The organism is Mycobacterium scrofulaceum, assembly GCF_002086735.1.
GTDB classification, from domain to species: Bacteria; Actinomycetota; Actinomycetes; order Mycobacteriales; family Mycobacteriaceae; genus Mycobacterium; species Mycobacterium scrofulaceum.
The window spans coordinates 24,417-50,544 of record NZ_MVIJ01000035.1 but is presented as its reverse complement, the minus strand read 5'-3'; the positions used below and the strand labels follow the sequence as shown (position 1 = coordinate 50,544).

The window sequence follows — 26,128 nt, the reverse complement described above, 5'->3', positions numbered from 1 at the left end:
TTGACCCCTTCTAGCCCCTGATGCTTGGTGTCAGTGATGAAGATGTGACTACAGTGACTCAATACGGTGACGGTAGCGGCCGCGGGCCCAATAGCGCGGTACCGACACGCACACATGTCGAACCGTGTTTGACGGCAATTTCGAAATCGTCGGACATGCCCGCGGACAGGCCGACCGCGTTCGGGTGGGATTGCAGCACCCGCAGGTGCTCCGTTCGCAGCCGCCCGAAGGCCGCGTCCGGATCCGAGCCCAGCGGCGGGATGGCCATCAACCCCGCCAGTTCCAGGTGTTTTGCCTCGTCGGCTCGGGCGCACAGCTGGTCGACCGCCCCCGGCGCCGAGATGTCGACCCCGCCCCGGGACGCGTCGCCGTCGAGGCTGATCTGGACGTAGACCCGCATGGGATCGGCGCGGCGGCCCTCCGCGATGGCCGCCGACACCCCCTTGTCGAGGGCGCTGACGAGCTGCGCGCTGTCGACCGAATGGGCGGTGTGCGCCCAGCGGGCAACCGAGCGGGCCTTGTTCCGCTGAATGTGGCCCACCATGTGCCAGCGCAAGGCCGGTGCATCCGACCGCGAGGAGGCCGCCAACAGTTTGGTGACTTCGCTCACTTTTGCCGACGCCTCCTGATCCCGCGATTCGCCGACGGCCCGGCAACCCAATCGCGACAAAGTCACGACATCGGTTGCTGGAAAGAATTTGGTAATCGGCAGGAGTTCGATTTCACCCACATTCCGACCCGCCGCTTCCGCGGCCGCCGCCAAGCGTGAGCGCACGGCCGCCAATGCGTGCGTCAATTCCGTTTCGCGGTCGCTGTGAGCCGCTGCGCCCGCCGTCCTGTCCGCCATCGCGGTCACTCCATCCACACCAGCGAGGCGAGCCGTCCGGTCGGCGCGTCCCGGCGGTGGCTGAACAACGCCTGGTCGGCGACCGTGCACCGGGGGTCGACGTCGATGGCCGCGATACCCAAACCCTTTAATTGACAAGCGATCCCGGCACGTAGATCCAGGCCGGGGGTGCCGGCGGCCGTCGTGGTGCGGCTGCCGGGCAGCGCGGCCTCCACCTCGTCGGCCATGGCCGCGGGGACCTCGTAGTTGCGCCCGCTGACCGCCGGCCCCAGCAGGGCCGAGATGTCTTCGACGTGCGCGCCCAGCGCCAGCATCGCCTCCACAGTGCGGGCCACCACCCCGAGCTGGGCGCCGACGCGACCGGCGTGCGCCGCCCCCGCGACGCCGGCGCGGGCGTCGGCGAGCAGCACCGGCACGCAGTCCGCGGTCACCACCGCCAACGCCAGTCGCGGGGTGGTCGTCACCAGCGCATCGGTCTGATCGACCGCGCCCCCGCGGGGCCCGTCGACGACCTCGACCCGCTGACCGTGCACCTGGTTCATCCACACCACCCGGTCCGGGCCGAGACCGATCGCGGTGGCCAGCCGATTTCGGTTGGCGGCCACCGCCGCCGGCTCGTCACCGACGTGGTCGCCCAGGTTGAAGCTGTCGAACGGTCGGCCCGAAACACCGCCCGCGCGGGTGGTGGTCACCCGCCGGATGCGCACGCTCACCTGTTCAGTATCCGGAGTGCGGCGCGGGCCAGCGGGCAGCGCCATCCCTCCCCTGTCTTTCGTGGCCGGTTCGTCGCGCACTGGCAAGCAGATCGAGACCCTCAGCGGCGCATGAACGGCGGCACGTCGACGTCGTCGTCATCGCCGCCGATGTTCAGCGTGGCGCCATTCGTGTGAACCGGCACGCTGACGGCGTCGACGGGCTCGAAAAGCGTCGAACTGAGCTTGCCGGACTTCGCCGACTCGATCCGGTGCGCACCACCGGCCTTCTCACCGGCGGTGGCACCCATGACCGGCTTGCGGCCGGCGCCGACCGCGTCGAAGCCCGCGGCGATGACGGTGACGCGCACCTCGTCGCCCAGCGAGTCGTCGATGACCGTGCCGAAGATGATGTTCGCGTCCTGGTGGGCGGCGTCCTGCACCAGCGAGGCCGCCTCGTTGATCTCGAACAGGCCCAGGTCGCTGCCGCCGGCGATCGACATCAGCACGCCTTGGGCGCCCTCCATCGACGCCTCCAGCAGCGGGGAGTTGATGGCGATCTCCGCGGCCTTGAGCGACCGGCCCTCCCCGCGCGCCGACCCGATGCCCATCAGCGCGGTGCCGGCGCCGGACATGATGCCCTTGACGTCGGCAAAGTCGACGTTGATCAAACCCGGCGTGGTGATCAGGTCGGTGATGCCCTGCACGCCGTTGAGCAGCACCTCGTCGGCGCTGCGGAACGCGTCCATCAGCGACACCGCGGCGTCGCCCATCTGCAGCAGCCGGTCGTTGGGGATGACGATGAGCGTGTCGCAGCTCTCCCGCAGCGAAGCGATGCCGCTTTCTGCCTGATTGCCTCGCCGCTTGCCCTCGAAGGAGAACGGCCGGGTGACCACGCCGACGGTCAGCGCGCCCAGCTTGCGGGCGATGCTGGCCACCACGGGGGCGCCGCCCGTGCCCGTGCCGCCGCCCTCACCTGCGGTGACGAACACCATGTCCGCGCCGCGCAGCAGCTCCTCGATCTCGTCCTTGGCGTCCTCGGCGGCCTTGCGGCCGACCTCCGGGTCCGCGCCGGCGCCCAGGCCGCGGGTGGAGTCGCGGCCGACGTCGAGTTTGACGTCGGCATCGCTCATCAACAGCGCCTGCGCGTCGGTGTTGATCGCGATGAACTCGACGCCTTTGAGGCCCTGTTCGATCATCCGGTTAACGGCGTTGACACCGCCGCCACCGATACCCACGACCTTGATGACGGCCAGGTAGTTATGCGGGGGGGTCATCATTCGTTTTCCTCCCAATGGTGGGCTCAGTTCTTCGCGACGGGGTCCTCCCGGACGTTCGCGGTCCGCCCTGGCAAACCCTCAACCTCAACCATAGAGTTAGAGTTATGTCAAGTAGTTCCGCGCAACCAGAACGGTATGGGCATGGCGCGCCCTAACCCGGCAGGCGCGCCGACACGCGGCTCGCAAATTTTTTCTGTTGCGGCCGTCACACGGCGGCCGCGGAGAGGGGCTACTTCACCGCCGCTACTTCACCGCCGCTACTTCACCGTGGGCAGGTCGGGACTGGAAACGTCATAGGTCCGCCCGGGCTGGGTCAGCAGGGCGGCCAGCTTCTCGGCCTTCTCGTCGGTGCGATCGGTCGTCCCCCAGATGACCACGCGGCCATCGCCCAGCGTGAGCGTGATCGAGGCCACCGAGGGGGCCGCGATCCGGCTCACCTGGCCGGCGACCTCGGGCCGCAACGCGGTCAATACCTGAAGTGCGGCCTTGGTCGCCGGGTCGGTGGGGCCGGGGTTGGCGACGTCGAGGTACGGCAGCGCGGGCGGCGGCGGACCGGTCGCGAAGTCGACGCCATCGCGATCGAAGAGGTGCGGGCCGTCCGGAAAGTCCTTCACCGCCACCGGGACCCGTTCGACGATGGTGATGCGCAGCGCCGACGGATACTGGCGCTGCACCCGCGCGCTGGCCACCCGCCGGATCGCCGCCACCCGGTCGGCCACCTGGTTGGTGTTGATCTGCAGCAGCGGCGTCCCGGGCCGCACCCGCGCGGCGTCCAGCACCTCTTCCCGGGTCACCACCCCGGTGCCGACGACGACGATGCTGCGCGCCGACATCGCGGGGGTGAAGTAGAGGACCAGCGCGAGCCCGACGCCCAGGACGACCAGGAGCACCGTCACCAACAGCATCTTCAGGCCGCGAACGACGCCCCGGGCGACGGGTTTCGGCTCGTTGACCGCACGCCCGCTGACCCGGCGCTTGGCCTCCCGGCGGGCCTCTTCGATGGCCGTCGCACGCGCCTGCGCGGCGCGGCGTTCGGCGCGTTCTCGGCGGGCCCGCCGGCGCGGGCCCTCGAATTCGTCGGCGCCATCCGGGATTTCGGGAGTTTCGGCGGTTTCTGTCGCGGGCCCCCCGACGAAGAGTGGCTCGGTGACGGCCTCGCCGGCCGGCTCCTGCACGCCCAGGTCGCCCTGGCGGTCGGTGGGCGTCGCGTCGTTGGGCTGGGTCATCGCAACACTCCCGGCCTGCCCGGCGCGCTGCGGTTGTCCCGGATCCGCAACTCGGTCACGATCTCCGGCGCCAGCAAGGTCACGTCGCCCGCTCCCATCGTGACGATGACGTCACCCGGGCCGGCCACCGCGGCCACCTGTTCGGCGACCGCGGAGAAGTTGGGCAGGTAGCGCACGGGCACGCTGACGTGCTCGGCGACGCTGGCACCGCTGACCCCCGCGAGCGGTTTCTCGCGCGCGCCGTAGACGTCGAGGACGAACACCTCGTCCGCGGCGTCCAGCGCGCGACCAAACTGCTCGGCGAATTCTTTTGTCCGCGAATACAAATGCGGCTGAAACACCACCAGGCTGCGACCGCCGCCGCTCTGCTCGAGCACCGTGCGGACCGCCGCCAGCGTGGCGCTGATCTCGGTGGGATGGTGAGCGTAGTCGTCGAAGACGCGCACCGACCCCGCGTTGCCCACCAGTTCGAACCGCCGGCGCACCCCCTCGAAGCCGGCCAACCCGTCGAGCACCGCGTCGACCGAGGCGCCGATCTCCAGCGCCGCCAGCAGCGCACCCAGCGCGTTGAGCGCCATGTGCCGGCCGGGGACCGACAGCCGCATCACGCGGGGGTGCGATTCGCCCGCCAGCTGGATGTGCGCGACCGCCTCGGTGCCCTGCTGCTCCCAGGACAACAGCGTGGCGGCGTGGCCCTCAGCCGGCCCGGACCCGTACCGCAGCACCCGGATCCCCAGCTCGGCGGTGCGTTCCGCCAGCGCGGCCGCACCCGGGTCGTCGACGCACACCACCAGCGCTCCCCCAGGCGCGAGCCGTTCCACGAACGCGTCGAATACCCCGACGTACGCGTCGGCGCTGCCGTAGAAGTCGAGGTGATCGGTCTCGATGTTGGTGACCACCGCGACGTTGGGCGTGTATTCCAGCAGCGAGCCGTCGCTCTCGTCGGCCTCCGCGACGAAGCAGTCCCCGCTGCCGTGATGGGCGTTGGTTCCGGCCTCGCCCATCTCGCCGCCGACCGCGAACGACGGATCGCGCCCGCAGTGCTGCAGCGCCACGATCAGCATCGACGTCGTCGTCGTCTTGCCGTGGGTGCCGGTGACCATCAGCGTGGTGCGCCCCTCCATCAGCCGTGCCAGCACGGCCGGCCGCAGGATCACCGGGATGCCGCGCCGGCGCGCCTCGACGAGTTCGGGGTTGGTCTTCGGGATGGCCGCGTGGGTGGTGATCACCGCGGTCGGGCCGCCGGGCAGCAGGTCGAGCGACGACGCGTCGTGGCCGATGCGGATCGACGCGCCGCGGGCCCGCAACGCGTGCACGCCGCGCGACTCCTTGGCGTCCGACCCCGACACCAGCGCGCCGCGGTCCAGCAGGATGCGGGCGATGCCCGACATGCCAGCTCCCCCGATACCCACCATGTGCACCCTGTGCAGCTCGGGGGGCAGCTCGGGCGGCGGCTGTCCGGCGCTCACCGCGGTCCTCCCGCAGCTGCCTTCCTGGCGATGTCGAGCGCCGCCTGCGCCACCTGGCGCGCGGCGTCGGGATGCCCGACGCGCGCGGCGGCCCTGGTCATCGCCGCCAGCCGCGGCGGGTCGTTGAGCAGCCCGGCCACCTCGCGGGCGACCAGCTCCGGGGTCAGGGCGGCGTCGGCGACCAGCATGCCGCCCCCGCCGTTGACCACCGGCAGCGCGTTGAGCCGCTGCTCGCCGTTGCCGATCGGCAGCGGCACGTAGATGGCGGGCAATCCGACCGCCGAGACCTCGGCGACGGTCATGGCGCCGGACCGGCAGATCGCCAGGTCCGCGGCGGCGTAGGCCAGGTCCATCCGGTCGAGATAGGGCACGGCCAGGTACGGCGGATCGCCGGGTCGGCTCTCCGGCAGCTCGAGGGTGTTTTTCGGCCCGTGCGCGTGCAGCACCGAGACGCCCGCGGCGGCCAGGGCGGCGGCGGCCCCGGACACCGCGCGGTTCAGCGACACGGCGCCCTGCGAGCCCCCGAACACCAGCAGCACCCGCGCGTCGTCGGCGAAGCCGAAATGCCTGCGCGCCTCGGCGCGCAGCGCCGCGCGGTCCAGGGAGGTGATGGCCTCGCGCACCGGCACCCCGACCACCTCGGCGCGCGGCAGCCCGCAATCGGGCACGGCCGAGAGCACGCGGTCGGCGCGGCGGGCGCCCACCCGATTGGCCAGCCCGGCGCTGGCGTTGGCTTCGTGGATGAGCACCGGGACGCGGCGCCTGCGGCCCGGGCCGCGGGGGATCCCGCGGGCGGCCAAGTAGGCCGGCAGCGCCACGTAGCCGCCGAAACCGACGATGACGTCGGCGTCCACGGCGTCGAGCACGGCGCGGGTCTCCCGGACCGCGCGCCACACCCGCGGCGGCAGCCGCGCCAGGTCGCCGCTGGGCTTACGCGGCAGCGGCACCGGCGTGATCAGTTCGAGGTGGTAACCGCGCTCGGGCACCAGTCGGGTCTCGAGCCCGCGGTGGGTGCCCAGCGCGGTGATGCGCACCTGCGGATCGAGCGCGCTGAGCGCGTCGGCCACCGCCATCGCGGGCTCCACGTGGCCGGCGGTGCCGCCGCCCGCCAGCACCACCGACAGGGGCTTGAGCGGCTCGAAAGCCGACAACGCGGCACCGGCGGGCTGGGGGGTGTCCCCCAGCCCGCCGGCCGGCATGCTCACCGTGTCGTTCACCCGTAACGCTGACCTTCCAGTGCGCGATCGCGCCGTGCCTGACGCTGGCCGGCTCCCCGACTGGCAGAGCGCTGGCCAGATCCATGATGCACCGCCCTGCGGGCCGGCCGGGCGGCTGTGCGCGAGAACGCCGGCCGCAGCGGTTCGCCGTCCTGGTGGGAGGCGCTACGGGCGGCATTGCGGGCGGCATTGCGGGTGGCCTTCCGGGGCGCCTTGCGGGCCGCCTTGCCCGCGGCCGCCTGGGCCGCCTTCCGCGCGCCGTTGCGGGAACCGGCGCCCTGACCCGGCGGGTTGCCCCCACGTTTGCGGTCACGGAACGACTCCAGCCGGGTCGGCGCGTACGGCTGGGGCAGCGGCAGCCGCAGGAACCGGTTCACCTTGTCGTCGCGTCCGGCCCGCAGGGCGGCCACCGCCTCGGGTTCGTGACGGGCCGCATTGGCCATGATCCCGATCATGAAAAGTGTTGCGGCCGTGGAGGTCCCACCCGCGGAGATGAGCGGCAGCTGAATGCCGGTGACCGGCAGGATGCCGATCACGTAGCCGATGTTGATGAACGCCTGACCCAGCACCCACATCGTCGTGGTGGCCGTCAGCAGCCGCAGGAACGGGTCGGCCGAGCGGCGGGCGATCCGCATCCCGGTGTAGGCGAACAGCCCGAAGAGCACCAGCAGGCCGAATGCGCCGACGAAGCCGAGTTCCTCGCCGATGATGGCGAAGATGAAGTCGTTGTGCGCGTTGGGCAGATAGTTCCACTTGGCGACGCCCTGGCCCAGGCCGTCGCCGAAGATGCCGCCGTGAGCAAGCGCGAACTTCGCCTGGCGCGCCTGGTAACCGGTGTCCATGGGGTCGTTCTCGGGGTTCATCCAGGATTTCACCCGGTCGGAGCGGTAACCCGCCGACATGGCCAGGATCGCCCCGGCCATGAAGACGGCCAGCAGCGAGGTGGCGAAGACGCGCAGCGGCAGGCCGGCATACCACAGCAACGCCAGCAGGATGATGCCCAGCGACACCGTCTGCCCGAGGTCGGGCTGCGCCACGATCAGCGCCAGCGCGATGACGGCGGCCGGCACCAGCGGGATCAGCAGGTCGCGCAGCGAGGCCCGCTCCAGCCGGCGGGCGGCCAGCAGATGCGCACCCCAGATGGCGAAGGCGATTTTCGCCAGCTCGGACGGCTGCATCGAGAAACCGGCGACGACGAACCACTTCCGCGAGCCGTTGGCAAGGTTCCCGATGCCGGGAACCAGCACGAGCACCAGCAGGATGACGGTGACGACGTAGCCGGTGAAGGCGACCCGGCGGATGAACCGCACCGACATCCGCAGCGAGGCGTAACAGGCGACCAGGCCGATCACGGTCCACAACACCTGCTTGCCGAAGATCACCCAGGCCGACCCGTCGGCGTCGTAGGACCGCACGCCCGACGCCGAGAGGACCATGATCAGGCCCAGGATGGTCAGCAGCCCGGCCACCGCGATGATGAGGTGAAACGAGGTCATGGGCCGGCTCAGCCACGCGCCGAACCGGTTGCGCTCGGCGGCAGCGGCTTTCGCGGCCGGCTTGGCTTCCGACGTACCCGCGATGGGTCCGGTGGCGTCGGTCGCCTCGCCGCCGTCGGATTCGGCCGGCTCCCCCGCCGCGGTCTCGGCGCTGGTCTCGGATGCGGCCCAGGAAGCAGCCTCGGAAGCAGCCTCGGAAGCCGGCTCAGATGCTGATTCGGAAGTGTCTTTGCCCCGGCGTCTCAACCGGGCCAGCGGGTTACCCACGCCCGCCTACCGGGTGGCCGCGCGCACGGCGGCAGCGAAGGCGTCGCCGCGGTCGGCGTACCCGCTGAACTGGTCGAACGACGCGCCGGCGGGGGCCAGCAGCACGGTGTCGCCGGGGCGTGCGAGGTTGCGGGCCGCGGCGACGGCCGCGGTCATGACGGAAGCGCCGAGATCCCCGCCCGCATGTTTCACTTCTGTCACATTTGCACCAATAACCACAGCCGTCGCATTCATATCAGCATCCTCGCCTGTCACAACGTGGACGACGGGGACATCCGGCGCGTGTCGCGATAACGCCTCTGCAACCTCTTGGCGATCTCGCCCGATGAGCACCGCGCCGACCAGCCGGTGGGCCATCCTGGCGACCTCGGCGTCGACCGAAGCGCCTTTGAGCAAACCGCCGGCCACCCAGACCACGCGCGGGTAGGCCAGCACGGACGCCTCGGCCGCGTGCGGGTTGGTGGCCTTGGAGTCGTCGACGTAGGTGACCCCGTCGGCGACGGCGACCACCTCGGCGCGGTGCCGGCCCACCCGGAAGGCCGCGATCGCGTCCGCGATCGCGTCGGGCGGCACACCGACGCTGCGCGCCAGCGCCGCCGCGGCCAGGGCGTCCAGGATCCCGACCGGTCCCGGCACCGGGATCGAGTCGACGGGCAGCAGCGCGAGGTCATCGGCGAAGGCGCGGTCGATCAGCAGGCCGTCGCGCACGCCCAGTTCGCCCGGCACCGGCTCGCCCAGGCGGAAGCCGACGCGCACCGGCGCCGCGGCGGTGTCCAGCAACGCGGCGGCCCGGGCGTCGTCGAGCCCGACCACGGCCACCCGGCCGTCGAGCGCCCGCGCCTTCGCGGCCGTGTACTCGGCCATCGTGGCGTGCCAGTCCAGGTGGTCCTCCGCGATGTTGAGGACGACACCCGCCTCGGGCCGCACCGAGGGCGCCCAGTGCAGCTGGAAGCTGGACAGCTCGACGGTCAGCAGGTCGGCGGGGCTGTCCAGCACGTCCAGGACCGGATCGCCGATGTTGCCGCACAGCACGCTGCGCCGGCCCGCGGCGGTCAACATGGCGTGCAGCATCGACGTGGTGGTCGTCTTGCCGTTCGTGCCGGTCACCACCAGCCAGCGCCGCGGCGGTCCGTACCGGCCCGCGGCGTCCAGCCGCCAGGCCAATTCCACGTCGCCCCAGACGGGCACGCCCGCCGCCGCAGCCGCGACCAGCAGCGGGGTGTCCGGCGCGAACCCGGGGCTGGTGACCACCAGGGCGTACGCGGCGACGCGCTGCGTGGCCGCCGACATGGTCGCGGTCGCCACCCCGGTGTCGGCGTAGCGCCGCAGCGTGACCGGGTCGTCGTCGCACAGGGTGGGCGCCGCGCCGAATCGGGACAGGGCGGCCAGCACCGCCTTGCCGGTGACGCCGCCCCCGGCCACCAGCACGGGCGCGCCCGGGGCCAAGGGGTCGAGCCCGGGCAGCTCAGGCACCGATCGCGCCCAGCCATTCACCGTAGAAAAGCGCCACGCCCAGACCGCAGGTGATGGCCGTCAGCAGCCAGAAGCGGATGATCACGGTCGTTTCGGCCCAGCCGGCCAGCTCGAAATGGTGGTGAAAGGGCGCCATCCGGAACACCCGGCGGCCGGTGGTGCGGAAGGCGAGGATCTGCAGCACCACCGAGGTGACCTCGGCGACGAACAGCGCCCCCAGCACGACGGCGAGGATCTCGGTGCGGCTGGTGACCGACAGGCCGGCGATGATGCCGCCCAGGGCCAGCGACCCCGTGTCGCCCATGAAAATCTTTGCGGGCGCGGCGTTCCACCACAGGAAGCCGATGCAGGCGCCGGCGGTGGCGGCCGCGACCAGCGCCAGGTCCAGCGGGTCGCGCACGTTGTAGCAGCCGAGGCCCGGCGCGGTGACGCAGGCGTTGCGGTACTGCCAGAAGGTGATCAGCACGTAGGCGGCGGTGACCATCGCCATGCAGCCGGCGGCCAGCCCGTCCAGGCCGTCGGTGAAGTTGACCGCGTTGGACCAGGCGCTGACGACGACCACGCAGAACAACACGAACAGGCCCGGCACCAACGTGACGGTGGCGATCTCGCGCACGTACGACAGGTCCGAGCTGGCCGGCGTCAACCCGCTGCCGTTGCGAAACCGCAACGCCAGCACCCCGAACAGCACCGCGGCGGCCACCTGCCCGATCGTCTTGGTGGTCTTGTTCAGCCCGAGGTTGCGCGAGCGGCGGATCTTGATCAGGTCGTCGAGGAAGCCGACGCCTCCGAGCACGGTGGCCAGACCCAAAACCAGCAGACCGGACGCCGAGACGCCCTCCCCGTCGAACGCCAGCCCGGCCAGGTGCGTGCCCAGGTAACCCGCCCAGATACCGGCCAGGATGGCCACTCCGCCCATCGACGGCGTGCCCCGCTTGGTGTGATGGCTGGGCGGGCCGTCCTCGCGGATGTGGTGGCCGAAACCCTGCCGGGTGAATAGCCGAATCAGGGCCGGGGTCAACAGGATTGACACGGCGAGCGCGACGGCCACCGCGATGAGGATCTGCCTCACGAGCCCGTCCCGCCGCCGGTGTTCGCGGGACCCTCGCTCAATGGTGACGGCCCGCTTCGCCCGGCTTCGCCGCCCTCGCGATCGTCACCGCCCAATCGTGACGACCCGCTTCGCCCGGCTTCGCCGCCCTCGCGATCGTCACGGGCCAGCGCGTCGGCCAGCGCCCCCAGCCCGGCGGCATTGGAGGCCTTGACCAGGACGACGTCGCCGGGCCGCAGCTCGGCCCGCAACAGCGCCAGGGCGGCGTCGGCGTCGGCCACGGTGACCGCCCCCCTCTCACCGGAGGCTCCCCACGAGCCTTCCATGACCGCTCCGTGGTGCATGGCGCTCATCGACCTCCCACTTCCCACGACAACAAGTCGAGACACATCTAAGCGCACCGCCAGCCGGCCGATGCGATCGTGCTCGGCTACCGCGTCGTCGCCGAGCTCGGCCATTTCGCCGAGCACCGCCCAGCTCCTGCGCTTTCCGCCGGCGCCATCGCCGTGGGCGATCCAGGCCAGCGCCTGCAGACCGGCCCGCATCGAGTCGGGGTTGGCGTTGTAGGCGTCGTCGATGACCGTGACCCCGTCCGCGCGCGTCGTCACGTGCATCCGGTGCCGTGAGACCGGCCCGGCCTGCTCCAGCGCGGCGGCGACCTGCTCGACCGTGGCCCCGCACTGCAGCGCCACGGCCCCGGCGCACAGGGCGTTGGTGACCTGGTGGTCGCCGGACACGCCCAGCTGCACCCCGACCTCCACCGTGCCTTGGGCGTTCATCGCGTGCAGGGTAAAGCGCGGCCTGGCCAGTTCGTCCAGCGACACTCCGTCGGCCCAGACGTCGCTGGGCCCGGAATCGGTGTGGCTGGATCGGCTGACCCGGACCACCCACGCGCCGGTGACGCTGGCCATCGCCGCCACCACCGGGTCGTCGACGTTGAGGACGACCACACCGGACGACGGGACCGCTTGGGGCAGTTCGGCTTTGGTGCGCGCGATGGCCTCGCGGGAACCGAACTCGCCCAGGTGGGCGGTGCCGACGTTAAGGACCACCCCGATCGACGGCGGCGCGATCTCGGCCAGCGCGGCGATGTTGCCGGGGTGGCGGGCCGACATCTCGAGGACCAGGTAGTCGGTGCGCCGCGTCGCGCGCAGCACCGTCCACGGGTGTCCAAGCTCGTTGTTGAACGAGCCGGGCGGGGCCACCACCTCGCCCAGCGGCTCGAGCACCGCGGCCACCAGATCTTTGGTCGACGTCTTGCCCGACGAGCCGGTGATCCCGATGATGGTGAGCCCGCCGGCCACCAGCTCCGCGGCCACCGCCTTGGCCAGCTTGGCCAGGGCGGCCAGCACCGCCGCGCCCGAGCCGTCGGTGTCGTGTTCGAGCACCCCGGCCAGGCCGTCGGGGGCTTGCGGCACCGGGGGCACCACGACGGCCGGCACCCCCACCGGCCGGGCGGCCAGCGCGGCGACCGCGCCGGCCTCCGCCGCGGCGCCCGCGTAGTCGTGCCCGTCGGCGTGGGCCCCCGGCAGCGCGAGGAACAACCCGCCGGGACCCACGGCGCGGGAGTCGAATTCGACGCTGCCGGTGACGCGCAGCTCGGCGGCTTCCTGTGGCGAGATGCCGGCCAGCGTGCCGCCCACGATGTCGGCGATCTGCGCGACGGTCAGGTCGATCATGACCGGCCCCTCAGGGCCTTGAGCGCGTCCGCCAGCTCCACCCGGTCGTCGAACGGGCGGACCTCCCCCGCGGCGCGCTGCCCCGTTTCGTGGCCTTTGCCCGCCACCAGGACCACGTCGCCCGGGCCGGCCCAGGCCACGGCGCGTTCGATCGCCGCGCGCCGGTCGCCGATCTCGACCACCTCGGCCGCACCGCCGCCGGCGGCCGCCCCGGCGAGGATCTCCCGGCGGATCGCGGCGGGATCCTCGCCGCGCGGGTTGTCGTCGGTGACGACGACGAGGTCGGCCAGCTCGGCCGCGGTCGCGCCCATCGGCGCCCGCTTGCCGGGATCGCGCTCGCCGCCGGCGCCGAACACCACCGCCAGCCGGCGCCCGGGGCGGGCCAGGGTGGTCAGCACCGCCCGCAGCGCACCCGGCTTGTGCGCGTAGTCGACCAGGGCGAGGAAATCCTGGCCGCAGTCGATTTCTTCCATGCGGCCCGGCACCCGGGTTTCCAGCAGCCCCGGCGCCGCCTGCTCGGGCGAAACCCCCACCGCATCCAGAATGGCCAGCGCCACGAGACAATTGGCGACGTTGTAATGCCCGGGCTGCCGGATGCCGACGCGGTGGCGCACGCCGGCGGGGTCGGTCGCGGTGAACTGCTGCCCGCCGGTGCCCAGCGGGATGACGTCCATGGCGCGCCAGTGCGCGGGCTGGCCGGCGGCGCTGACGGTGATCGCGGCCGCCCCACCCTTCATGGCCCTCACGGCCATGGCGCGCCCGGCCTCGTCGTCGATGCAGACCACCACCCGGCGCGCCCGCAGTGGCGACGCGGGATCGAACAGCTTCGCCTTGGCCTCGAAGTAGTCGGCCATGGTGGGGTGAAAGTCGAGGTGGTCGCGCGACAGGTTGGTGAAGGCGCCGACCGCGAATCCGGTGCCGTCGACCCGGCCCAGCGCCAGCGCGTGGCTGGACACCTCCATGACGACGGTGTCCACCCCGCGCTCGGCCATCGCCGCGAACAGCGCCTGCAGGGCGGGAGCCTCCGGGGTGGTCAGCGCGCTCGGCACGTCGGCGCCGTCGATGCGGATGCCGACGGTGCCGATCAGGCCGGCCGTGCGCCCGGCGGCGCGCAGCCCGGATTCGACCAGATAGGTGGTGGTGGTCTTGCCGGAGGTTCCGGTGATCCCGATGACCGTCGTGCGCTCCGACGGGTTGCCATACACCGCCGCCGCCAGGGCGCCGAGCACGCCGCGGGGCCCCGGGTGCACCAGTGTCGGCACGGCCGAGGCCGAAGCGCCCATCTCCCCGACCCCGTCGGCGTCGGTCAGGACGGCGACCGCGCCGCGGTCGATCGCCTCGGCCGCGTACCGGGCGCCGTGCGTCGACGAGCCGGGCAGGGCCGCGAACAGGTCGCCGGGCCGCACGTCCTGGGCGCGCAGCGTCACGCCGGTGACGGCCACGTCGGGCACCGCCGCGGCCCGGTCGGCGAGAACCGCCCCGACCTGCGCGGCCAGCGCGGGCAACGGCGTGCCCGCGCCAGCGCTGGGCCGCAAACCAGTGGGCACCGACACACCTCCCGTCCACGCACGTGATCCTCATGATCGGCCATGACACCCTACCGAGAAGCACCTGCCGCCCAGGTGGCTCGTCGGTTGAGCGTCCTTCAGGGTGCCCGAGGGCCTGCAGTGTGCGTCGAGGGCCTTCAGCGTGCGCTGAGGGCGTGATATCCGCCCGAATTCCGCCCTGAGCGCACACCCAACGCCGTCACCGCACAATCGATCGCCGCGCTTGCGATCGCCGCCGGGTCAGACGGCCGAGTACAGCTAGGTGGCCTGCAACGTCAGCGGCGGGCCCGGGTCGGGCGAGAGCGGGACGTTCTCGCGCTGCATCAGCCAGCCGGCGATGTTGTGGAACAGCGGGGCCGCCGAATGGCCCGGCGTACCGTCCGCGTTGCGATCCGGGTTGTCCATCATGATGCCGATGACGTAACGCGGGTTGTCGACGGTGGCCATGCCGGCGAAGGTGATCCAGTACACGTTGTCGAAGTAGCAGCCGCAGGCCGGGTTGATCTGCTGCGCGGTGCCCGTCTTGCCCGCCATCTGATAGCCCGTCACCGCCGCGGCGGACCCCGTGCCCTGCTGGTACCCCATCGGGTCGCGTTGCACGACGGCGCGCAGCATGTTGCGCACGGTCTGCGCCGTCTGCGCCGAGACCACCCGCACGCCTTCGGGGCGCGGCTCTTCGGTGCGGGTGCCGTCGGGCGCGATGGTGGCCTTGACGATCCGCGGCGGTATCCGCACCCCGTCGTTGGCGATCGTCTGGTACATGCCGGCCATCTGCAGCAGTGTCATCGAAAGACCTTGCCCGATCGGCAGGTTCGAGAAGGTACTGCCCGACCATTGGTCGATCGGCGGCACCAGCCCGGCGCTTTCCCCGGGCAGCCCCACGTTGGTGCGTTGGCCCAGCCCGAATTTGCGGACCATGTCGTAGAAGCGCTCCGGGCCGACGCGCTGGGCGAGCATCAACGTGCCGACGTTGGAGGACTTTCCGAACACGCCGGTGGTGGTGTAGGGCATCACGCCGTGATCCCACGCGTCGTGGATGGACACCCCACCCATCTGGATCGACCCGGGCACCTGCAGCACTTCGTCGGGGTTGGACAGGCCGTACTCGATCACCGACGACGCGGTGATGACCTTGTTCACCGAGCCGGGCTCGAACGGTGAGGACACCGCCAGGTTGCCCAGCTGTTTGTCGCCCTGGCGCCCGATGTCCTGCGACGGGTCGAAGGTGTTGTCGTTGGCCATGGCCAGCACTTCGCCGGTCTTCGAGTCCAGCACGACGGCCGAAACATTGTGCGCGCCGGAAAGATCCTTGGCCTGCTGGACCTGCTGCTGCACGTAGAACTGGATGTCGTCGTCGAGGGTCAGCTGGACCATCGAACCGTTGACCGCCCGGTGCCGGTTGCGGTAGCTGCCGGGAATGACGACGCCGTCGGATCCGCGGTCGTAGGTGACCGAGCCGTCGGTGCCGGACAGCACCGAGTCCAGGGACTCCTCGAGGCCCAGCAGTCCGTGGCCGTCCCAGTCGATGCCGCCGACGATGTTGGCCGCGAGTGACCCGCCGGGGTACTGCCGCAGATCCTGCCGCTCCGATCCGACTTCGGGGTACTTGTCGGAGATGGCGCTGGCGACGGCGGGGTCGACGGCGCGCGCCAGATAGACGAAGTTCTCGTCGCTTTGCAGCTTCTTCAACACGGTCGCGGAATCCGGCTTGTTACCCAACCGAGTCGCGACCTCCTTGGCGATGTCCCGCAGTCGCTGCTGGGGGTCGGGGGCCGCCGAGTTCTTGTTCCTGGCCTCGTCCAGCTGCTTGCGAATCCTCTTGGGCTGGAACGTCAGCGCCCGCGACTCGGTGGTGAACGCCAGCTGGTCCTTATTGCGGTCGACGATGCTGCCGCGCACCGCCTTCTCTACGTCGGTGACTTTGAGCTGGCTCGCGGCCTGGGCGCGCAGCGTCGGGGCGTTGGTGACCTGCAGGACGAACAATTGCACCGCCGCCACCACGATCAAGAACCCGATGGCCGCGTTGCCGGCGCGATGCCGGAAGACGAACGACGCGCCGCGCGTGCCCGCCTGCACGAGCTGCCGGGTGCGCCGCTCCCGCGCCGAGTGCCCGGTCGCCACCGCGTCCAGCCGGTCGGCCGGGCGGCCCTTGTTGGAGACCTTGTCCGCCTTGGCCTTCCGGAACCGCTTCGGCTCGCGGACATCCGCGGCTTGCTGTTGCTTGGCGCGCCGCTTCGGCTGGCGAACCGCCTTGCCGTCCTGCGCCTTACGGGGACCGCGCGACGGTTCCGACCGGCGGGCGCGGATGGAGTCGCCGCGGCTCACCGGGCCGCACCTGGCGTCGCGGCCGGTCCCGGCGCCACGGGCTGCGGCGCGAGCACCGGCGCACCCGGGACGACGGGGGGGATTCCGCGCTGGACCGGGACCGGCACCTCGGCGGGTAGCGGCGCGGGCAGCTGTCCGGGGGGCGGGATAGGCATACCGCCCAATGGGATCGGCACCTCGGCGGGGACCGGCGGGAGCGCGGGGGCCGCCGGCGCGGGCAGCCCCGGCAGCGGCGCGCCTAGCCCGGGCAGCGCGCCCGGAACCTGTCCGGTGGCCGGTACCCCCGGGGCGGCCGGCATGCCCGGCAACTGAGGTCCGGCTTGTCCCAGGTGCTGGCCGCCCAGCGTCGACGCCCCGTCCGGTGCGCGCAGCAGCGCCTCGGGCCCGGACCTCGCCGGCGCGGGCGCCGCGGGGTCCGGTTGCACCCGGACCGGCACCTCCAGCTGCGGCGCTGGCGGCGCCGGGGGCGGCGGAGCCTGATCGGGAAGCTTGCTGTTCAACGGTGGCGGCGGCACCCCGTCTGCCGGCTTCGGCGTACCGACCACCACCCAGTTCCCGGACGGGTCCTGGACCAGGTGCGCGGTGTCGCGCGTGGGGATCATGCCCTGTTTGCGGGCCGCCTCCGCAAGGGCCGGTGCGGATTCCGCCTCGCGCACGTCGCGTTCCAGCGCCTCCTTCTGCTGTTGCAGCAGCCGGGTCTTCTCGCGGGCGTGGCTCAGCTTGTAGGAGCGCTCGGCGGAGTCCGTGGACAACCACAGCGTGAGACCCAGACCGACGCCGAGCGCACCGATGACCAACACGACGAACGGGACCTTGCTCGCCAGGGTGCGCGGCCGCAGGTCGATCGAAGCCAGCCGGGTCGCCAGGCGTTCGCTCAGGCGAGGACGAACAACTCTGGGCGCCTTGGCTTTACGCGCCTTGGCCCGCGCCTTGGCCTGACTCGTGTTCTTGGGGCGCGCCGGCCTCTCGACCGGCCGGGCGATCGGGCTGGTCTGCGGACCGGACTTGGGCGCGCGGCTTTCGCGGGTCGGCGCCGAGGTCCGCCCCGGTCGGGTGCGGCGCACCGAACCGGGATCGGCCGTCGAGCGCCTGGCGCGCCGGACGGAACCGTCGCGGTTCCCGCGGCGATTCGGCGTCTCCCGCTTTGCTTTCATGCGTCGCCCTTTCCGGTTGACTGCTGGACCCGTTGGACAGCTCGTAGCCGCACCGCCGCGCTGCGCGGATTGCGTTCGACCTCAGCGGCGTCGGCGCGTTCGGCGCCGTGCGTCAGCGACCGGAATCGCGGCTCGTGGCCGGGAAGCTCGACCGGCAGGTCGACCGGTGTGCGGGACGCGACCGCGTCGGCGAACAACCGCTTGACGATCCGGTCCTCCAGCGATTGGTAGGCCAGCACCACCATGCGCCCGCCCACGGCGAGCGCGTCCAGCCCGGCCGGGATCGCGGCGCCCAACGAGTTCAATTCGTCGTTGACGGCGATCCGCAGGGCCTGGAAGGTGCGCTTGGCGGGGTGCCCCCCGGTGCGCCGGGCCGGGGCCGGAATCGCTTGGTAGAGCAGCGCCACCAATTCCGCGGTAGAGGTGAACGGGGCGCGGGCGCGCCGGCGCACGATCTGCGCGGCGATCCGGCGCGCGAACCGCTCCTCGCCGTAGCGGTGCAAGATGTCCGCCAGCGCCGCTTGGTCGTAGGTGTTGAGGATGTCGGCCGCCGTCAGCGGCGATTCCGGGTCCATCCGCATGTCCAGCGGCGCGTCCTGGGCGTAGGCGAAGCCCCGTTCCGCGCGGTCGAGCTGCATGGACGACACACCGAGGTCGAACAGCATCCCGTCGACGGATTCGACTGCCCCACAGCCGGATTCGGCCAGAGCCGCGGCGAGGCCGTCGTATCGGGTGTGCACCAGTGTGATCCGGTCGGCGAATCGCGCCAGCCGGGCCCGCGCGATTTCCAGCGCGTTGGGGTCGCGGTCGAGTCCGATCAGCCGCAGCCCCGGCAAGTCGGTGAGGAACCGTTCGGCATGCCCACCCGCGCCGAGGGTGGCATCGAGAAGGACGGCGCCCGAGCCGTCGACGGCGTGCCGGGTGAGCGCCGGGGTGAGCAGTTCGACGCAGCGGTCCAGCAGGACGGGCACATGCCCGAAGTCCGATGAATCGTCAGCCACCGCAACGCCTCCCGGGGTTTGGAGGCGCCCGGCGGCCCTCAGGGCCGCCCTTGCATCGAGGTCCCTGTCCGAAGGCACGAACCTGGCGTTGGGGAAGTACGCCAGGGTCGGTTCGGGCAGAGGCCACGTTGCACGGGCATGCGCCTCAGATGATGTCGCCGAGTGCTTCATCGCTGGCCGCGGAGAAGTTCTCTTCGTGGGTCTGTTGGTAGTCCTGCCAGGCTTGCGCATCCCAGATCTCGAGGTAGTCGACGGCGCCGATCACCACGCAGTCCTTCGACAGGTTCGCGTAGCGCCGGTGGTCGGCCGACAACGTGATGCGTCCCTGCGCGTCGGGATGCTGCTCGTCCGTGCCGGCGGCGAGGTTGCGCAGGAACGCGCGGGCGTCGGGGTTACTGCGCGAGGCCTTGCTCGCCCGGCGCGCGAGCTGCTCGAATTCCCCCCGCGGGTAGACGGCGAGGCTGTGGTCCTGGCTCTTGGTGACCATCAACCCCCCTGCCAGCGCGTCACGAAATTTGGCGGGCAACGTCAGCCGCCCCTTGTCGTCGAGTTTGGGCGTGTAGGTGCCGAGAAACACCAGCTCACCTCCCCGCTCGGGGTCACCCAAACACTGCAGCCACCATACCCCACAATCCCCCACTTCGCCCCATTCTTGGAGTGTCGCGGCGCGGTTTTCCGGGTTATCAGCCACTCGAGGCGGCCGTCGCCGTCGAAGTCCAGCTTCGGCGGCGACGCCGGGCACCGCGGCGCGCGGGAGGAAACCACACGTCACGGACTTCATGCGGGCCGTGTGGGGCGTCGTGGGGGGTTCAGGTGGGGCCGGGTGGGGCCCGCATCCTGCCCCGACGCTCGATTAGGGCACGATCCGGCGTCAAAACGGCGACGGCGGCACGGCGGTGCCCGGCCGCGTCCGGCGCGTCTGCCACGATCGCGCCGAGGGCGCGACGAAGGGCGGGAAAAGGTAGTGAAAGAAGCGTGAAAAAAGGGGTAGCCGGCGGCTACCCCTGTGCGTTGGCGACGCCGCTACTCGTCGAAGCGGCGGCGGAACCTGTCTTCCATCCGGCTGGTGAACGAACCCCCACCGCCTTTGTTACGGCGCTGACGCAACGACCCGGGCGCCGCTCCCGGGTGGTCCGGCCGGCCGGCCAGCCGCGGACCGGTGATGGCGAACACCACACCGCCGAACATCACGATGAATCCAAAGACGCTGAGAATCGGGAAACTTCCGATCATCGTGGCCTTGAACGCCACCCCGGAAACCAGCATCGCCAGGCCGATGACGAACAGCGCCGCGCCCTGCAGGCGGCGGCGCGCGGTCGGCGCACGAAACCCTCCGCCGCGGACGCTCGACGCGAATTTGGGGTCTTCGGCGTAGAGAGCGCTCTCGATCTGATCGAGCATCCGCTGCTCATGATCGGAGAGTGGCATTCGTCCCTCCTTGCCGACAGTTGGCGCGTAACTATCGATAGCACGCGGATGCCCGTTGCGGGGGCAACTAATTGAAATGATACGAGGTCAATCTGCGCCATACCACTGGTTCGGTGGCGATTCTATCCTGGCCGGCGCCCGCCCCCCACAGGAGCCGGAACGGCCGTGCGCTACAACCGGCTTCCCCAACCCGGGCGGCTCGCGGGCCGGTTGCCGCGACCGCTCGTCGGACGAGCTGTCCCGGGTCCGATAATGGCTCCGATAACGACGATGCCGGCGCGGCAGGCGGCCGGACGGAGCCGAGCACAGGATGAGGAGGCATCGCGAGTTGGCGCTATTCCTCATCGATCTGCCACCCACCGATATGGAGCGCCGCCTCGGCGAGGCCCTGAAGGTGTACGTCGACGCGATGCGGTACCCGCGGGGCACCGAGAACCAGCGCGCGCCGATGTGGCTCGAACACATCCACCGGAGCGGGTGGCAAGGGGTCGGCGTGGTGGAGGCCGAGCAGGCCGACGCGGACGGCCCGATCCCCCCGGCGGCCGAACTGAGCAACGCTCCGCTGCTCGGCGTGGCCTACGGCTACCCGGGCGCCCCCGGCCAGTGGTGGCAGCAGCAGGTCATCCTCGGATTGCAGCGCGGCGGCCTGCCGCCCCAGGAGATCGCCGGCCTGATGAACAGCTACTTCGAGCTGACCGAGCTGCACATCCATCCGCGCGCGCAGGGCCGCGGCCTCGGTGAGGCGCTGGCCCGGCGGCTCCTCGCCGGGCGGCCCGAAGAGAACGTCCTGCTGTCCACGCCGGAGACCAACGGTGAGCCCAACCGCGCCTGGCGGTTGTACCGCCGGCTGGGTTTCGCCGACGTGATCCGCGGCTACCACTTCGCGGGTGACCCACGGCCGTTCGCCATCCTGGGCCGCAAGCTTCCGCTGTGACCGGCGGGACGAGGGCGCGCCCCGGCCGAGGTGCGGAAGCGGCAGGCCGGATCTGGCACGATGACCTGGTGCGCGCCCGCCTCACCCCGTCCCGAACCCGAGGGTTCACCGCTCGGCGGCGCCGGCTGGTGGCCATCGCGCTGCTGCTGATGCTGATTCCGCTGCTCAGCGGGTGCCTGCGGGTGCGGGCGTCGCTCACCATCTCGCCCGACGACCTGGTGTCCGGCGAGATCGTCGCCGCGGCCAAACCCAAGACGCCCAAGGACACCGGCCCCCAGCTCGACAGCAACAACCTGCCGTTCAGCCAGAAGGTGGCGGTGTCGAATTACGACAGCGACGGCTACGTGGGATCGCAGGCGGTGTTCTCCGACCTGACGTTCGCCGAGTTGCCGCAGCTGGCGAACATGAACTCCGACGCGCAGGGCGTCAACCTGACCCTGCGCCGCAACGGCAACCTGGTGATCCTGGAGGGTCGCGCCGACCTCACCTCGCTGACCGATTCCGAAGCCGACGTCGAGCTGACCGTCGCCTTCCCCGGCGTGGTGACCTCCACCAACGGCGACCGGGTCGAGTCCACGGTGGTGTCCTGGAAGCTCAAACCGGGCGTGGTGAGCACCATGACCGCCCAGGCCCGCTACACCGACCCGAACACGCGCTCCTTCACCGGGGCGGGCGTGTGGCTGGGCATCGCGTCGTTCGCGGCGGCCGGCGTGGTCGCGCTGTTGGCCTGGATGAACCGCGACCGTTCGCCGCGCTTCACCGCGCCGGGCGACCAGCCGCCACCGGGCTAGGCCCCCTGGGCGGGTGACCAGTACGCCAGCATCTCCGCGAAAGTTTGGAACGCGGGTGCCGACACGCCGTAGGTGGCCTCGAGGTGGATGCTCAGCGGGAAGCCCAGCTCGGCCGCGCCGTCGATGACGCGTTTGTACAGGTCGACCATGAGCTGGCGCTTCTGGGGCGGTTCGCTGGCGGCCAGCCGCTTGACGAACTCCTGCTCGGCGGCCACCGCCGGGTTACCGGGGTCCTGGATCAGCCAGTTGATCAGGCCGACGCGGCTCTCCATCTTCGGGACGAACCCGAACGACAGCAAGATCTCGGGCCGGTGATCGGTGTTCTTGGCGAATTCACGCAGGAATCCCACGATCGCGTCGGAGTACAGCAGCTGGGTCATGCCGTAGGTCGCGCCCTGGTCGCACTTGAAGTTGAACCGGCCGTGTTCGCCGTCGCGGGTGGGAATCAGGATCACACCGCGGTTGGGCACCAACTCGCGATAGATGGACAGGGCGTCGGTCGGTGCGACGCCCGAGCCTTCCCCGTCGTTCATCGTGCGCGGGACGCCGACGAAGACCACGCCCTCCATCCCGGCCTCGCGCAGATCAGTCAGCCGCTTGCGCAGCGTCGGCTCGTCGGAGAACGCGGTGACCTGGGTGCACAAACCGTGCATCCCCGCCAGTTCGGGCTTGACGATCGACCAGAAATCCAGCACGTCCAGCTTTGGCTTCATCGTGATGGGACGGTCGTCGTCCTCGGCGATGATGCCCGGGATCATCACGTGCCGGAGCCGGCCGGTCAGACCGGATTCCGCCGAGTACTGCACCACCTTTCGCGCGTCTTCCAGCGCCCGCTCCCGGCCTTCGTCGGCGTTGGGCGGCACCAGCTCGAGCGCAATGGTGTTGAGTGTCACGCGGCTTCTCTCCATCCGACGAAGGGTGGGGCGTCTCCCGGCCGCACATCAGCGGGCGGCCTCGACACCCCCGCCAGCATAGGCGGGGGTGCGTCGCCCGCTTGCGGGGGAATAGTGAGGCAGTCGAAGCAAACGCGGTCGCGCGGCAACGCCAGGTTGCACGGCTCCCCAGGGCCGCGCCGAATACACTGGTCGGGCCCGCCACACCAGGCCCACGCCGAGCAGAAAGGGGCGCCGCGCTGAGCCCAAAAGCCCCAGCTGCAGCGGCAACCGTCGAGTTGACCGGCGCGATCACCGATCGGCTCCGGCGGTATCTGCACGACCGGCGCGCCGACACGGCCTACATCGGCAGCGATTACGAGGACCTGGTCGCCGCCCTGGAAGACTTCGCGCTGAACGGGGGCAAGCGGCTGCGGCCCGCCTTCGCCTACTGGGGCTGGCGCGCGGTGGCCGCCGACGAGCCCGATTCCGAAGTGCTGCTGCTGTTTTCCGCACTGGAGCTGCTGCACGCCTGCGCGCTGGTGCACGACGACGTGATCGACGACTCCTCCACGCGCCGCGGCCGGCCGACCACGCACGTCCGATTCGCCGAGCTGCACCGCGCCCGGCGGTGGCGCGGCTCGCCGGAGCAGTTCGGCATGTCGGCCGCCATCCTGCTCGGTGACCTGGCGCTGTCCTGGGCCGACGACATCGTGTTTCGCGCCGAGCTGGCACCCGGCGCGGCGCGACGGGTCCAGCGGGTGTGGGCCGAAATCCGCACCGAGGTGCTGGGCGGTCAATACCTGGACATCGTCGCCGAAGCCAGCGGCGCGGAGTCGATCGCGTCGGCGATGAACGTCGACACCTACAAGACCGCCTACTACACCGTGTCGCGGCCGCTGCAGCTGGGGGTCGCCGCCGCCGCCGACCGACCCGACGTGCAAGACGTCTTCGGCCGGTTCGGAACGGACATCGGGGTGGCGTTCCAGCTCCGTGACGACGTGCTGGGCGTGTTCGGGGATCCGGCGGTGACCGGCAAGCCGTCGGGTGACGATTTGCGGTCGGGCAAACGCACCGTCTTGCTCGCCGAGGCGGTGGAGCTGGCGGACAAGTCGGATCCGTTGGCCGCCAAGCTGTTACGTGACTCGATCGGAGCTCAGCTGACCGACGCCGAGGTGGACCGGCTGCGCGAGGTCATCGCGTCGGTGGGCGCCCTGGCCGCGGCGGAGCGACGCATCGCCGAACTGACGCAACGCGCGCTGGCCGCCCTGGCCGCCGCCCCCATCAGCACGGCGGCCAAAGCGGGGCTGGCCGAACTGGCCAGAATGGCCACCGACCGGTCCGCCTGAGCCGATGACCACCCCGACGCACACCCCGCCGTCCGGTTCGCCGCCCGACCTGCCAGCGACGAAAGCATCTGGCGCCGAATGGTTTTCGCAGTTGCGCGCGTTCCTCGCTGCCGTGCAGTCCCGTCCGGCGAAGCTGGGCATGGTCGGTTCGCTGCTGATCGCCCTGGGTGGCCTGGGCGCGGGCAGCACCCGGCAGCATGACCCGCTGCTGGAGTCGATGCACATGTCCTGGCTGCGTTTCGGCCACGGCCTGGTGTTGTCCTCCATCGTGCTGTGGGCCGGCGTGGGCCTGATGCTGATCGCGTGGCTGGGGCTGGGCCGGCGCGTGCTGGCCGGTGAGCTGACCGAGTTCATGATGAAGGCCACCACCGGCTTCTGGCTGGCGCCGTTGCTGCTGTCGGTGCCCGTCTTCAGCCGGGACACCTACTCCTACCTGGCCCAGGGCGCGCTGCTGCGCGACGGCCTGGATCCCTACGCGGTCGGACCGGTCGCCAACCCGAACATCTTGCTGGACAACGTAAGTCCCATCTGGACGATCACCACCGCGCCTTATGGCCCGGCGTTCATTCTGGTGGCGAAGTTCGTCACCATGGCCGTCGGCAACAACGTGGTTGCCGGAACCGCGCTGCTGCGGCTGTGCATGCTGCCGGGGCTGGCGCTGCTCATCTGGGCCGCACCGCGGCTGGCCCGGCACTTGGGCACCGACGGCTCGACGGCGCTGTGGATCTGCGCGCTCAACCCGTTGGTGCTCATCCACCTGATGGGCGGGGTGCACAACGAGATGCTCATGGTGGGGCTGATGGCCGCCGGTATCGCGCTGATTTTCGCGGGCCGCCACGTGCTGGGCACGTCCCTGATCACGGTGGCGATCGCGGTCAAGGCCACGGCCGGAATCGCGTTGCCGTTCATGGTCTGGGTGTGGACCCGGCACCTGCGCGACCGCCGCGGATACCGGCCGCTCTGGGCGTTCGCGGCGGCCACGGCGATGACGCTGCTGACCTTCGCCGTGGTGTTCGGCATCCTGTCGGCGGCGGCGGGCGTCGGCCTGGGCTGGCTGACCGCGCTGGCCGGGTCAGTGAAGATCATCAACTGGCTGACGGTGCCCACCGCGGCCGCCAACCTCATCCACGCCGTGTTCAGCGGGGTCTTCGCGGTGCACTTCTATCCCCTGCTGCGCGTCACCCGCCTGGTGGGAATCGCGATCATCGCGGTGTCGCTGCCGCTGTTGTGGTGGCGGTTCCGGCGCGACGACCGGGCCGCGCTGACCGGCATCGCGTTCTCGATGCTGATCGTGGTCCTGTTCGTGCCCGCGGCCCTGCCGTGGTACTACTCGTGGCCGCTGGCGGTGGTGGCGCCGCTGGCGCAGTCACGGCGGGCGGTCGCGATCATCGGCGGCCTGTCGACGTGGGTGATGGTGATCTTCAAACCCGATGGCTCGCACGGGATGTACTCGTGGTTGCATGTTGGGCTGGCCACCGCCTGCGCGGTGCTCGCCGGGTACAGCCTTTATCGCACCCCCCACGCGGGGGCCGCCGAATCGACAGCCACGGAAGCGGAACCGGAATCGGCCGCTCAGTAGGCCATGGCCTGCGCCCGGCGCACGACTTCCCGGGCCTGGTGGGCGTGCAGGGCGTCGACGGGGCGGGCGTTGCTGACGGCGTCGCGGCTGCCGTCGTGGGTGATCGTCAGCGACGGATCCGGGGTGAACAACCACCGGACGATCTCGGTGTCGCGGTAGCCGCCGTCGTGCAGGATCGTCAACAGGCCCGGCAGGCTCTTGACCACCTCACCGGACTTGGTGAAGAAGACCTGCGGCACCACCAGGCCGCCGTCACGCTTCACCGCGACCAGGTGGCCCTCCCGGAGTTGCTGCTGCACCTTGCTGACCGAGATCCGGAGCAATTCGGCGACCCGCGGCAGGTCATACGTCGGCTCGTCGGGATCCAAAACGTCGTCGCCGGCAGGAATACTGCTCACCCGCGCAAGTGTAGGCCCTGGCACAGGGATTGAACCCCCGTTCGTACGCCCAA

The 26,128-nt window shown here is 71.1% G+C and carries 22 protein-coding genes; 4 read left to right on the top strand and 18 right to left on the bottom strand.

Annotation, left to right across the window (positions count from 1 at the left end):
• Positions 1-58: 58 nt before the first annotated feature.
• The 16 genes from BST44_RS20455 to BST44_RS20380 all read right to left on the bottom strand — a co-directional run bounded on the left by BST44_RS20455 (position 59) and on the right by BST44_RS20380 (position 20,152).
• Positions 59-847 carry a YggS family pyridoxal phosphate-dependent enzyme gene (locus BST44_RS20455; protein WP_083178937.1) on the bottom strand — a complete coding sequence of 263 codons (789 nt, stop codon included), beginning with the start codon at positions 845-847 and terminating at the stop codon, positions 59-61.
• Positions 848-852: 5 nt separating this feature from the next.
• Positions 853-1,560, bottom strand: a complete 708-nt coding sequence (gene pgeF, locus BST44_RS20450; protein ID WP_083178918.1) for a peptidoglycan editing factor PgeF — start codon at positions 1,558-1,560, stop codon at positions 853-855.
• Positions 1,561-1,661: 101 nt separating this feature from the next.
• Positions 1,662-2,816 carry a cell division protein FtsZ gene (ftsZ, locus tag BST44_RS20445; protein ID WP_083178936.1) on the bottom strand — a complete coding sequence of 385 codons (1,155 nt, stop codon included), beginning with the start codon at positions 2,814-2,816 and terminating at the stop codon, positions 1,662-1,664.
• A 260-nt stretch (positions 2,817-3,076) separates the two neighbouring features.
• A complete protein-coding gene (locus tag BST44_RS20440) occupies positions 3,077-4,045 on the bottom strand; it encodes a cell division protein FtsQ/DivIB (protein ID WP_083178917.1) in 969 nt (322 codons plus the stop codon).
• Positions 4,042-5,460, bottom strand: a complete 1,419-nt coding sequence (gene murC / locus BST44_RS20435) for a UDP-N-acetylmuramate--L-alanine ligase (RefSeq protein ID WP_208619850.1) — start codon at positions 5,458-5,460, stop codon at positions 4,042-4,044. The genes BST44_RS20440 and murC overlap by 4 nt, the downstream gene beginning before the upstream one ends.
• A gap of 50 nt (positions 5,461-5,510) precedes the next feature.
• On the bottom strand, positions 5,511-6,731 hold the full coding sequence (murG, locus tag BST44_RS20430) for an undecaprenyldiphospho-muramoylpentapeptide beta-N-acetylglucosaminyltransferase (RefSeq protein WP_083178916.1): 1,221 nt from the start codon (positions 6,729-6,731) through the stop codon (positions 5,511-5,513).
• Positions 6,728-8,494 (bottom strand): putative lipid II flippase FtsW, encoded by a 1,767-nt coding sequence (gene ftsW / locus BST44_RS20425; protein WP_083178915.1) that lies wholly within the window; start codon positions 8,492-8,494, stop codon positions 6,728-6,730. The genes murG and ftsW overlap by 4 nt, the downstream gene beginning before the upstream one ends.
• Before the next feature lie 6 nt (positions 8,495-8,500).
• Positions 8,501-9,958, bottom strand: coding sequence for a UDP-N-acetylmuramoyl-L-alanine--D-glutamate ligase (gene murD / locus BST44_RS20420; RefSeq protein ID WP_142274602.1), 1,458 nt, complete (start codon positions 9,956-9,958; stop codon positions 8,501-8,503).
• A gap of 1 nt (position 9,959) precedes the next feature.
• The gene (gene mraY / locus BST44_RS20415) at positions 9,960-11,039 is read right to left on the bottom strand and encodes a phospho-N-acetylmuramoyl-pentapeptide-transferase (RefSeq protein ID WP_083178914.1); all 1,080 of its coding nucleotides are present in this window, start codon (positions 11,037-11,039) and stop codon (positions 9,960-9,962) included.
• On the bottom strand, positions 11,036-12,697 hold the full coding sequence (locus tag BST44_RS20410) for a UDP-N-acetylmuramoyl-tripeptide--D-alanyl-D-alanine ligase (RefSeq protein WP_083178913.1): 1,662 nt from the start codon (positions 12,695-12,697) through the stop codon (positions 11,036-11,038). Before BST44_RS20410 ends, mraY begins: the two co-directional genes overlap by 4 nt.
• Complete coding sequence (locus BST44_RS20405) at positions 12,694-14,250, bottom strand: UDP-N-acetylmuramoyl-L-alanyl-D-glutamate--2,6-diaminopimelate ligase (RefSeq protein WP_083178912.1); 1,557 nt, start codon at positions 14,248-14,250, stop codon at positions 12,694-12,696. Before BST44_RS20405 ends, BST44_RS20410 begins: the two co-directional genes overlap by 4 nt.
• A 252-nt stretch (positions 14,251-14,502) precedes the next feature.
• Positions 14,503-16,569, bottom strand: a complete 2,067-nt coding sequence (locus BST44_RS20400) for a peptidoglycan D,D-transpeptidase FtsI family protein (protein WP_142274598.1) — start codon at positions 16,567-16,569, stop codon at positions 14,503-14,505.
• The gene (gene ftsL, locus BST44_RS20395) at positions 16,566-17,723 is read right to left on the bottom strand and encodes a cell division protein FtsL (protein WP_083178911.1); all 1,158 of its coding nucleotides are present in this window, start codon (positions 17,721-17,723) and stop codon (positions 16,566-16,568) included. Before ftsL ends, BST44_RS20400 begins: the two co-directional genes overlap by 4 nt.
• Positions 17,720-18,895: a 16S rRNA (cytosine(1402)-N(4))-methyltransferase RsmH gene (gene rsmH, locus BST44_RS20390; RefSeq protein ID WP_142274597.1), complete on the bottom strand. Its 1,176-nt coding sequence runs from the start codon at positions 18,893-18,895 to the stop codon at positions 17,720-17,722. Before rsmH ends, ftsL begins: the two co-directional genes overlap by 4 nt.
• Positions 18,870-19,301, bottom strand: a complete 432-nt coding sequence (gene mraZ, locus BST44_RS20385) for a division/cell wall cluster transcriptional repressor MraZ (RefSeq protein ID WP_007170790.1) — start codon at positions 19,299-19,301, stop codon at positions 18,870-18,872. Before mraZ ends, rsmH begins: the two co-directional genes overlap by 26 nt.
• 446 nt (positions 19,302-19,747) lie before the next feature.
• Positions 19,748-20,152 (bottom strand): SCO2097 family morphological protein, encoded by a 405-nt coding sequence (locus BST44_RS20380; RefSeq protein WP_083178909.1) that lies wholly within the window; start codon positions 20,150-20,152, stop codon positions 19,748-19,750.
• Positions 20,153-20,480: 328 nt separating this feature from the next.
• Here BST44_RS20380 and BST44_RS20375 point away from each other — a divergent pair, with 328 nt between their 5' ends.
• Together BST44_RS20375 and lppM are read left to right on the top strand one after the other, a co-directional pair.
• Positions 20,481-21,086, top strand: coding sequence for a GNAT family N-acetyltransferase (locus tag BST44_RS20375; protein WP_083178908.1), 606 nt, complete (start codon positions 20,481-20,483; stop codon positions 21,084-21,086).
• Between the two features lie 149 nt (positions 21,087-21,235).
• Positions 21,236-21,877 carry a lipoprotein LppM gene (gene lppM, locus BST44_RS20370; protein WP_142274601.1) on the top strand — a complete coding sequence of 214 codons (642 nt, stop codon included), beginning with the start codon at positions 21,236-21,238 and terminating at the stop codon, positions 21,875-21,877.
• On the opposite strand, the gene BST44_RS20365 is transcribed toward lppM, so the two are convergent.
• Positions 21,874-22,770: a mycobacterial-type methylenetetrahydrofolate reductase gene (locus tag BST44_RS20365; RefSeq protein ID WP_083178907.1), complete on the bottom strand. Its 897-nt coding sequence runs from the start codon at positions 22,768-22,770 to the stop codon at positions 21,874-21,876. The two genes, lppM and BST44_RS20365, sit on opposite strands and share 4 nt — an antisense overlap.
• Positions 22,771-23,048: 278 nt before the next feature.
• Here BST44_RS20365 and idsA2 point away from each other — a divergent pair, with 278 nt between their 5' ends.
• Both idsA2 and BST44_RS20355 read left to right on the top strand, forming a co-directional pair.
• A complete protein-coding gene (gene idsA2 / locus BST44_RS20360; RefSeq protein WP_083178906.1) occupies positions 23,049-24,098 on the top strand; it encodes a bifunctional (2E,6E)-farnesyl/geranyl diphosphate synthase in 1,050 nt (349 codons plus the stop codon).
• 4 nt (positions 24,099-24,102) lie between these two features.
• On the top strand, positions 24,103-25,677 hold the full coding sequence (locus BST44_RS20355) for an alpha-(1->6)-mannopyranosyltransferase A (protein WP_083178905.1): 1,575 nt from the start codon (positions 24,103-24,105) through the stop codon (positions 25,675-25,677).
• Here BST44_RS20355 and BST44_RS20350 read toward each other — a convergent pair.
• Entirely contained in the window at positions 25,671-26,075 is a 405-nt protein-coding gene (locus BST44_RS20350) for an Rv2175c family DNA-binding protein (protein WP_083178904.1), read from the bottom strand. The two genes, BST44_RS20355 and BST44_RS20350, sit on opposite strands and share 7 nt — an antisense overlap.
• Between the last annotated feature and the right edge of the window lie 53 nt (positions 26,076-26,128).

What these genes read in the sequence shown, in the direction of transcription:
- BST44_RS20355 (WP_083178905.1), top strand. Translation starts at nt 24,103, where the DNA reads ATGACCACCCCGACGCACACCCCGCCGTCCGGTTCGCCGCCCGACCTG.
- BST44_RS20380 (WP_083178909.1), bottom strand. Translation starts at nt 20,152, where the DNA reads ATGCCACTCTCCGATCATGAGCAGCGGATGCTCGATCAGATCGAGAGC.
- lppM (WP_142274601.1), top strand. Translation starts at nt 21,236, where the DNA reads ATGCTGATTCCGCTGCTCAGCGGGTGCCTGCGGGTGCGGGCGTCGCTC.
- BST44_RS20440 (WP_083178917.1), bottom strand. Translation starts at nt 4,045, where the DNA reads ATGACCCAGCCCAACGACGCGACGCCCACCGACCGCCAGGGCGACCTG.
- BST44_RS20410 (WP_083178913.1), bottom strand. Translation starts at nt 12,697, where the DNA reads ATGATCGACCTGACCGTCGCGCAGATCGCCGACATCGTGGGCGGCACG.
- ftsL (WP_083178911.1), bottom strand. Translation starts at nt 17,723, where the DNA reads ATGAAAGCAAAGCGGGAGACGCCGAATCGCCGCGGGAACCGCGACGGT.
- murC (WP_208619850.1), bottom strand. Translation starts at nt 5,460, where the DNA reads ATGGTGGGTATCGGGGGAGCTGGCATGTCGGGCATCGCCCGCATCCTG.
- rsmH (WP_142274597.1), bottom strand. Translation starts at nt 18,895, where the DNA reads ATGAAGCACTCGGCGACATCATCTGAGGCGCATGCCCGTGCAACGTGG.
- BST44_RS20455 (WP_083178937.1), bottom strand. Translation starts at nt 847, where the DNA reads ATGGCGGACAGGACGGCGGGCGCAGCGGCTCACAGCGACCGCGAAACG.
- ftsZ (WP_083178936.1), bottom strand. Translation starts at nt 2,816, where the DNA reads ATGACCCCCCCGCATAACTACCTGGCCGTCATCAAGGTCGTGGGTATC.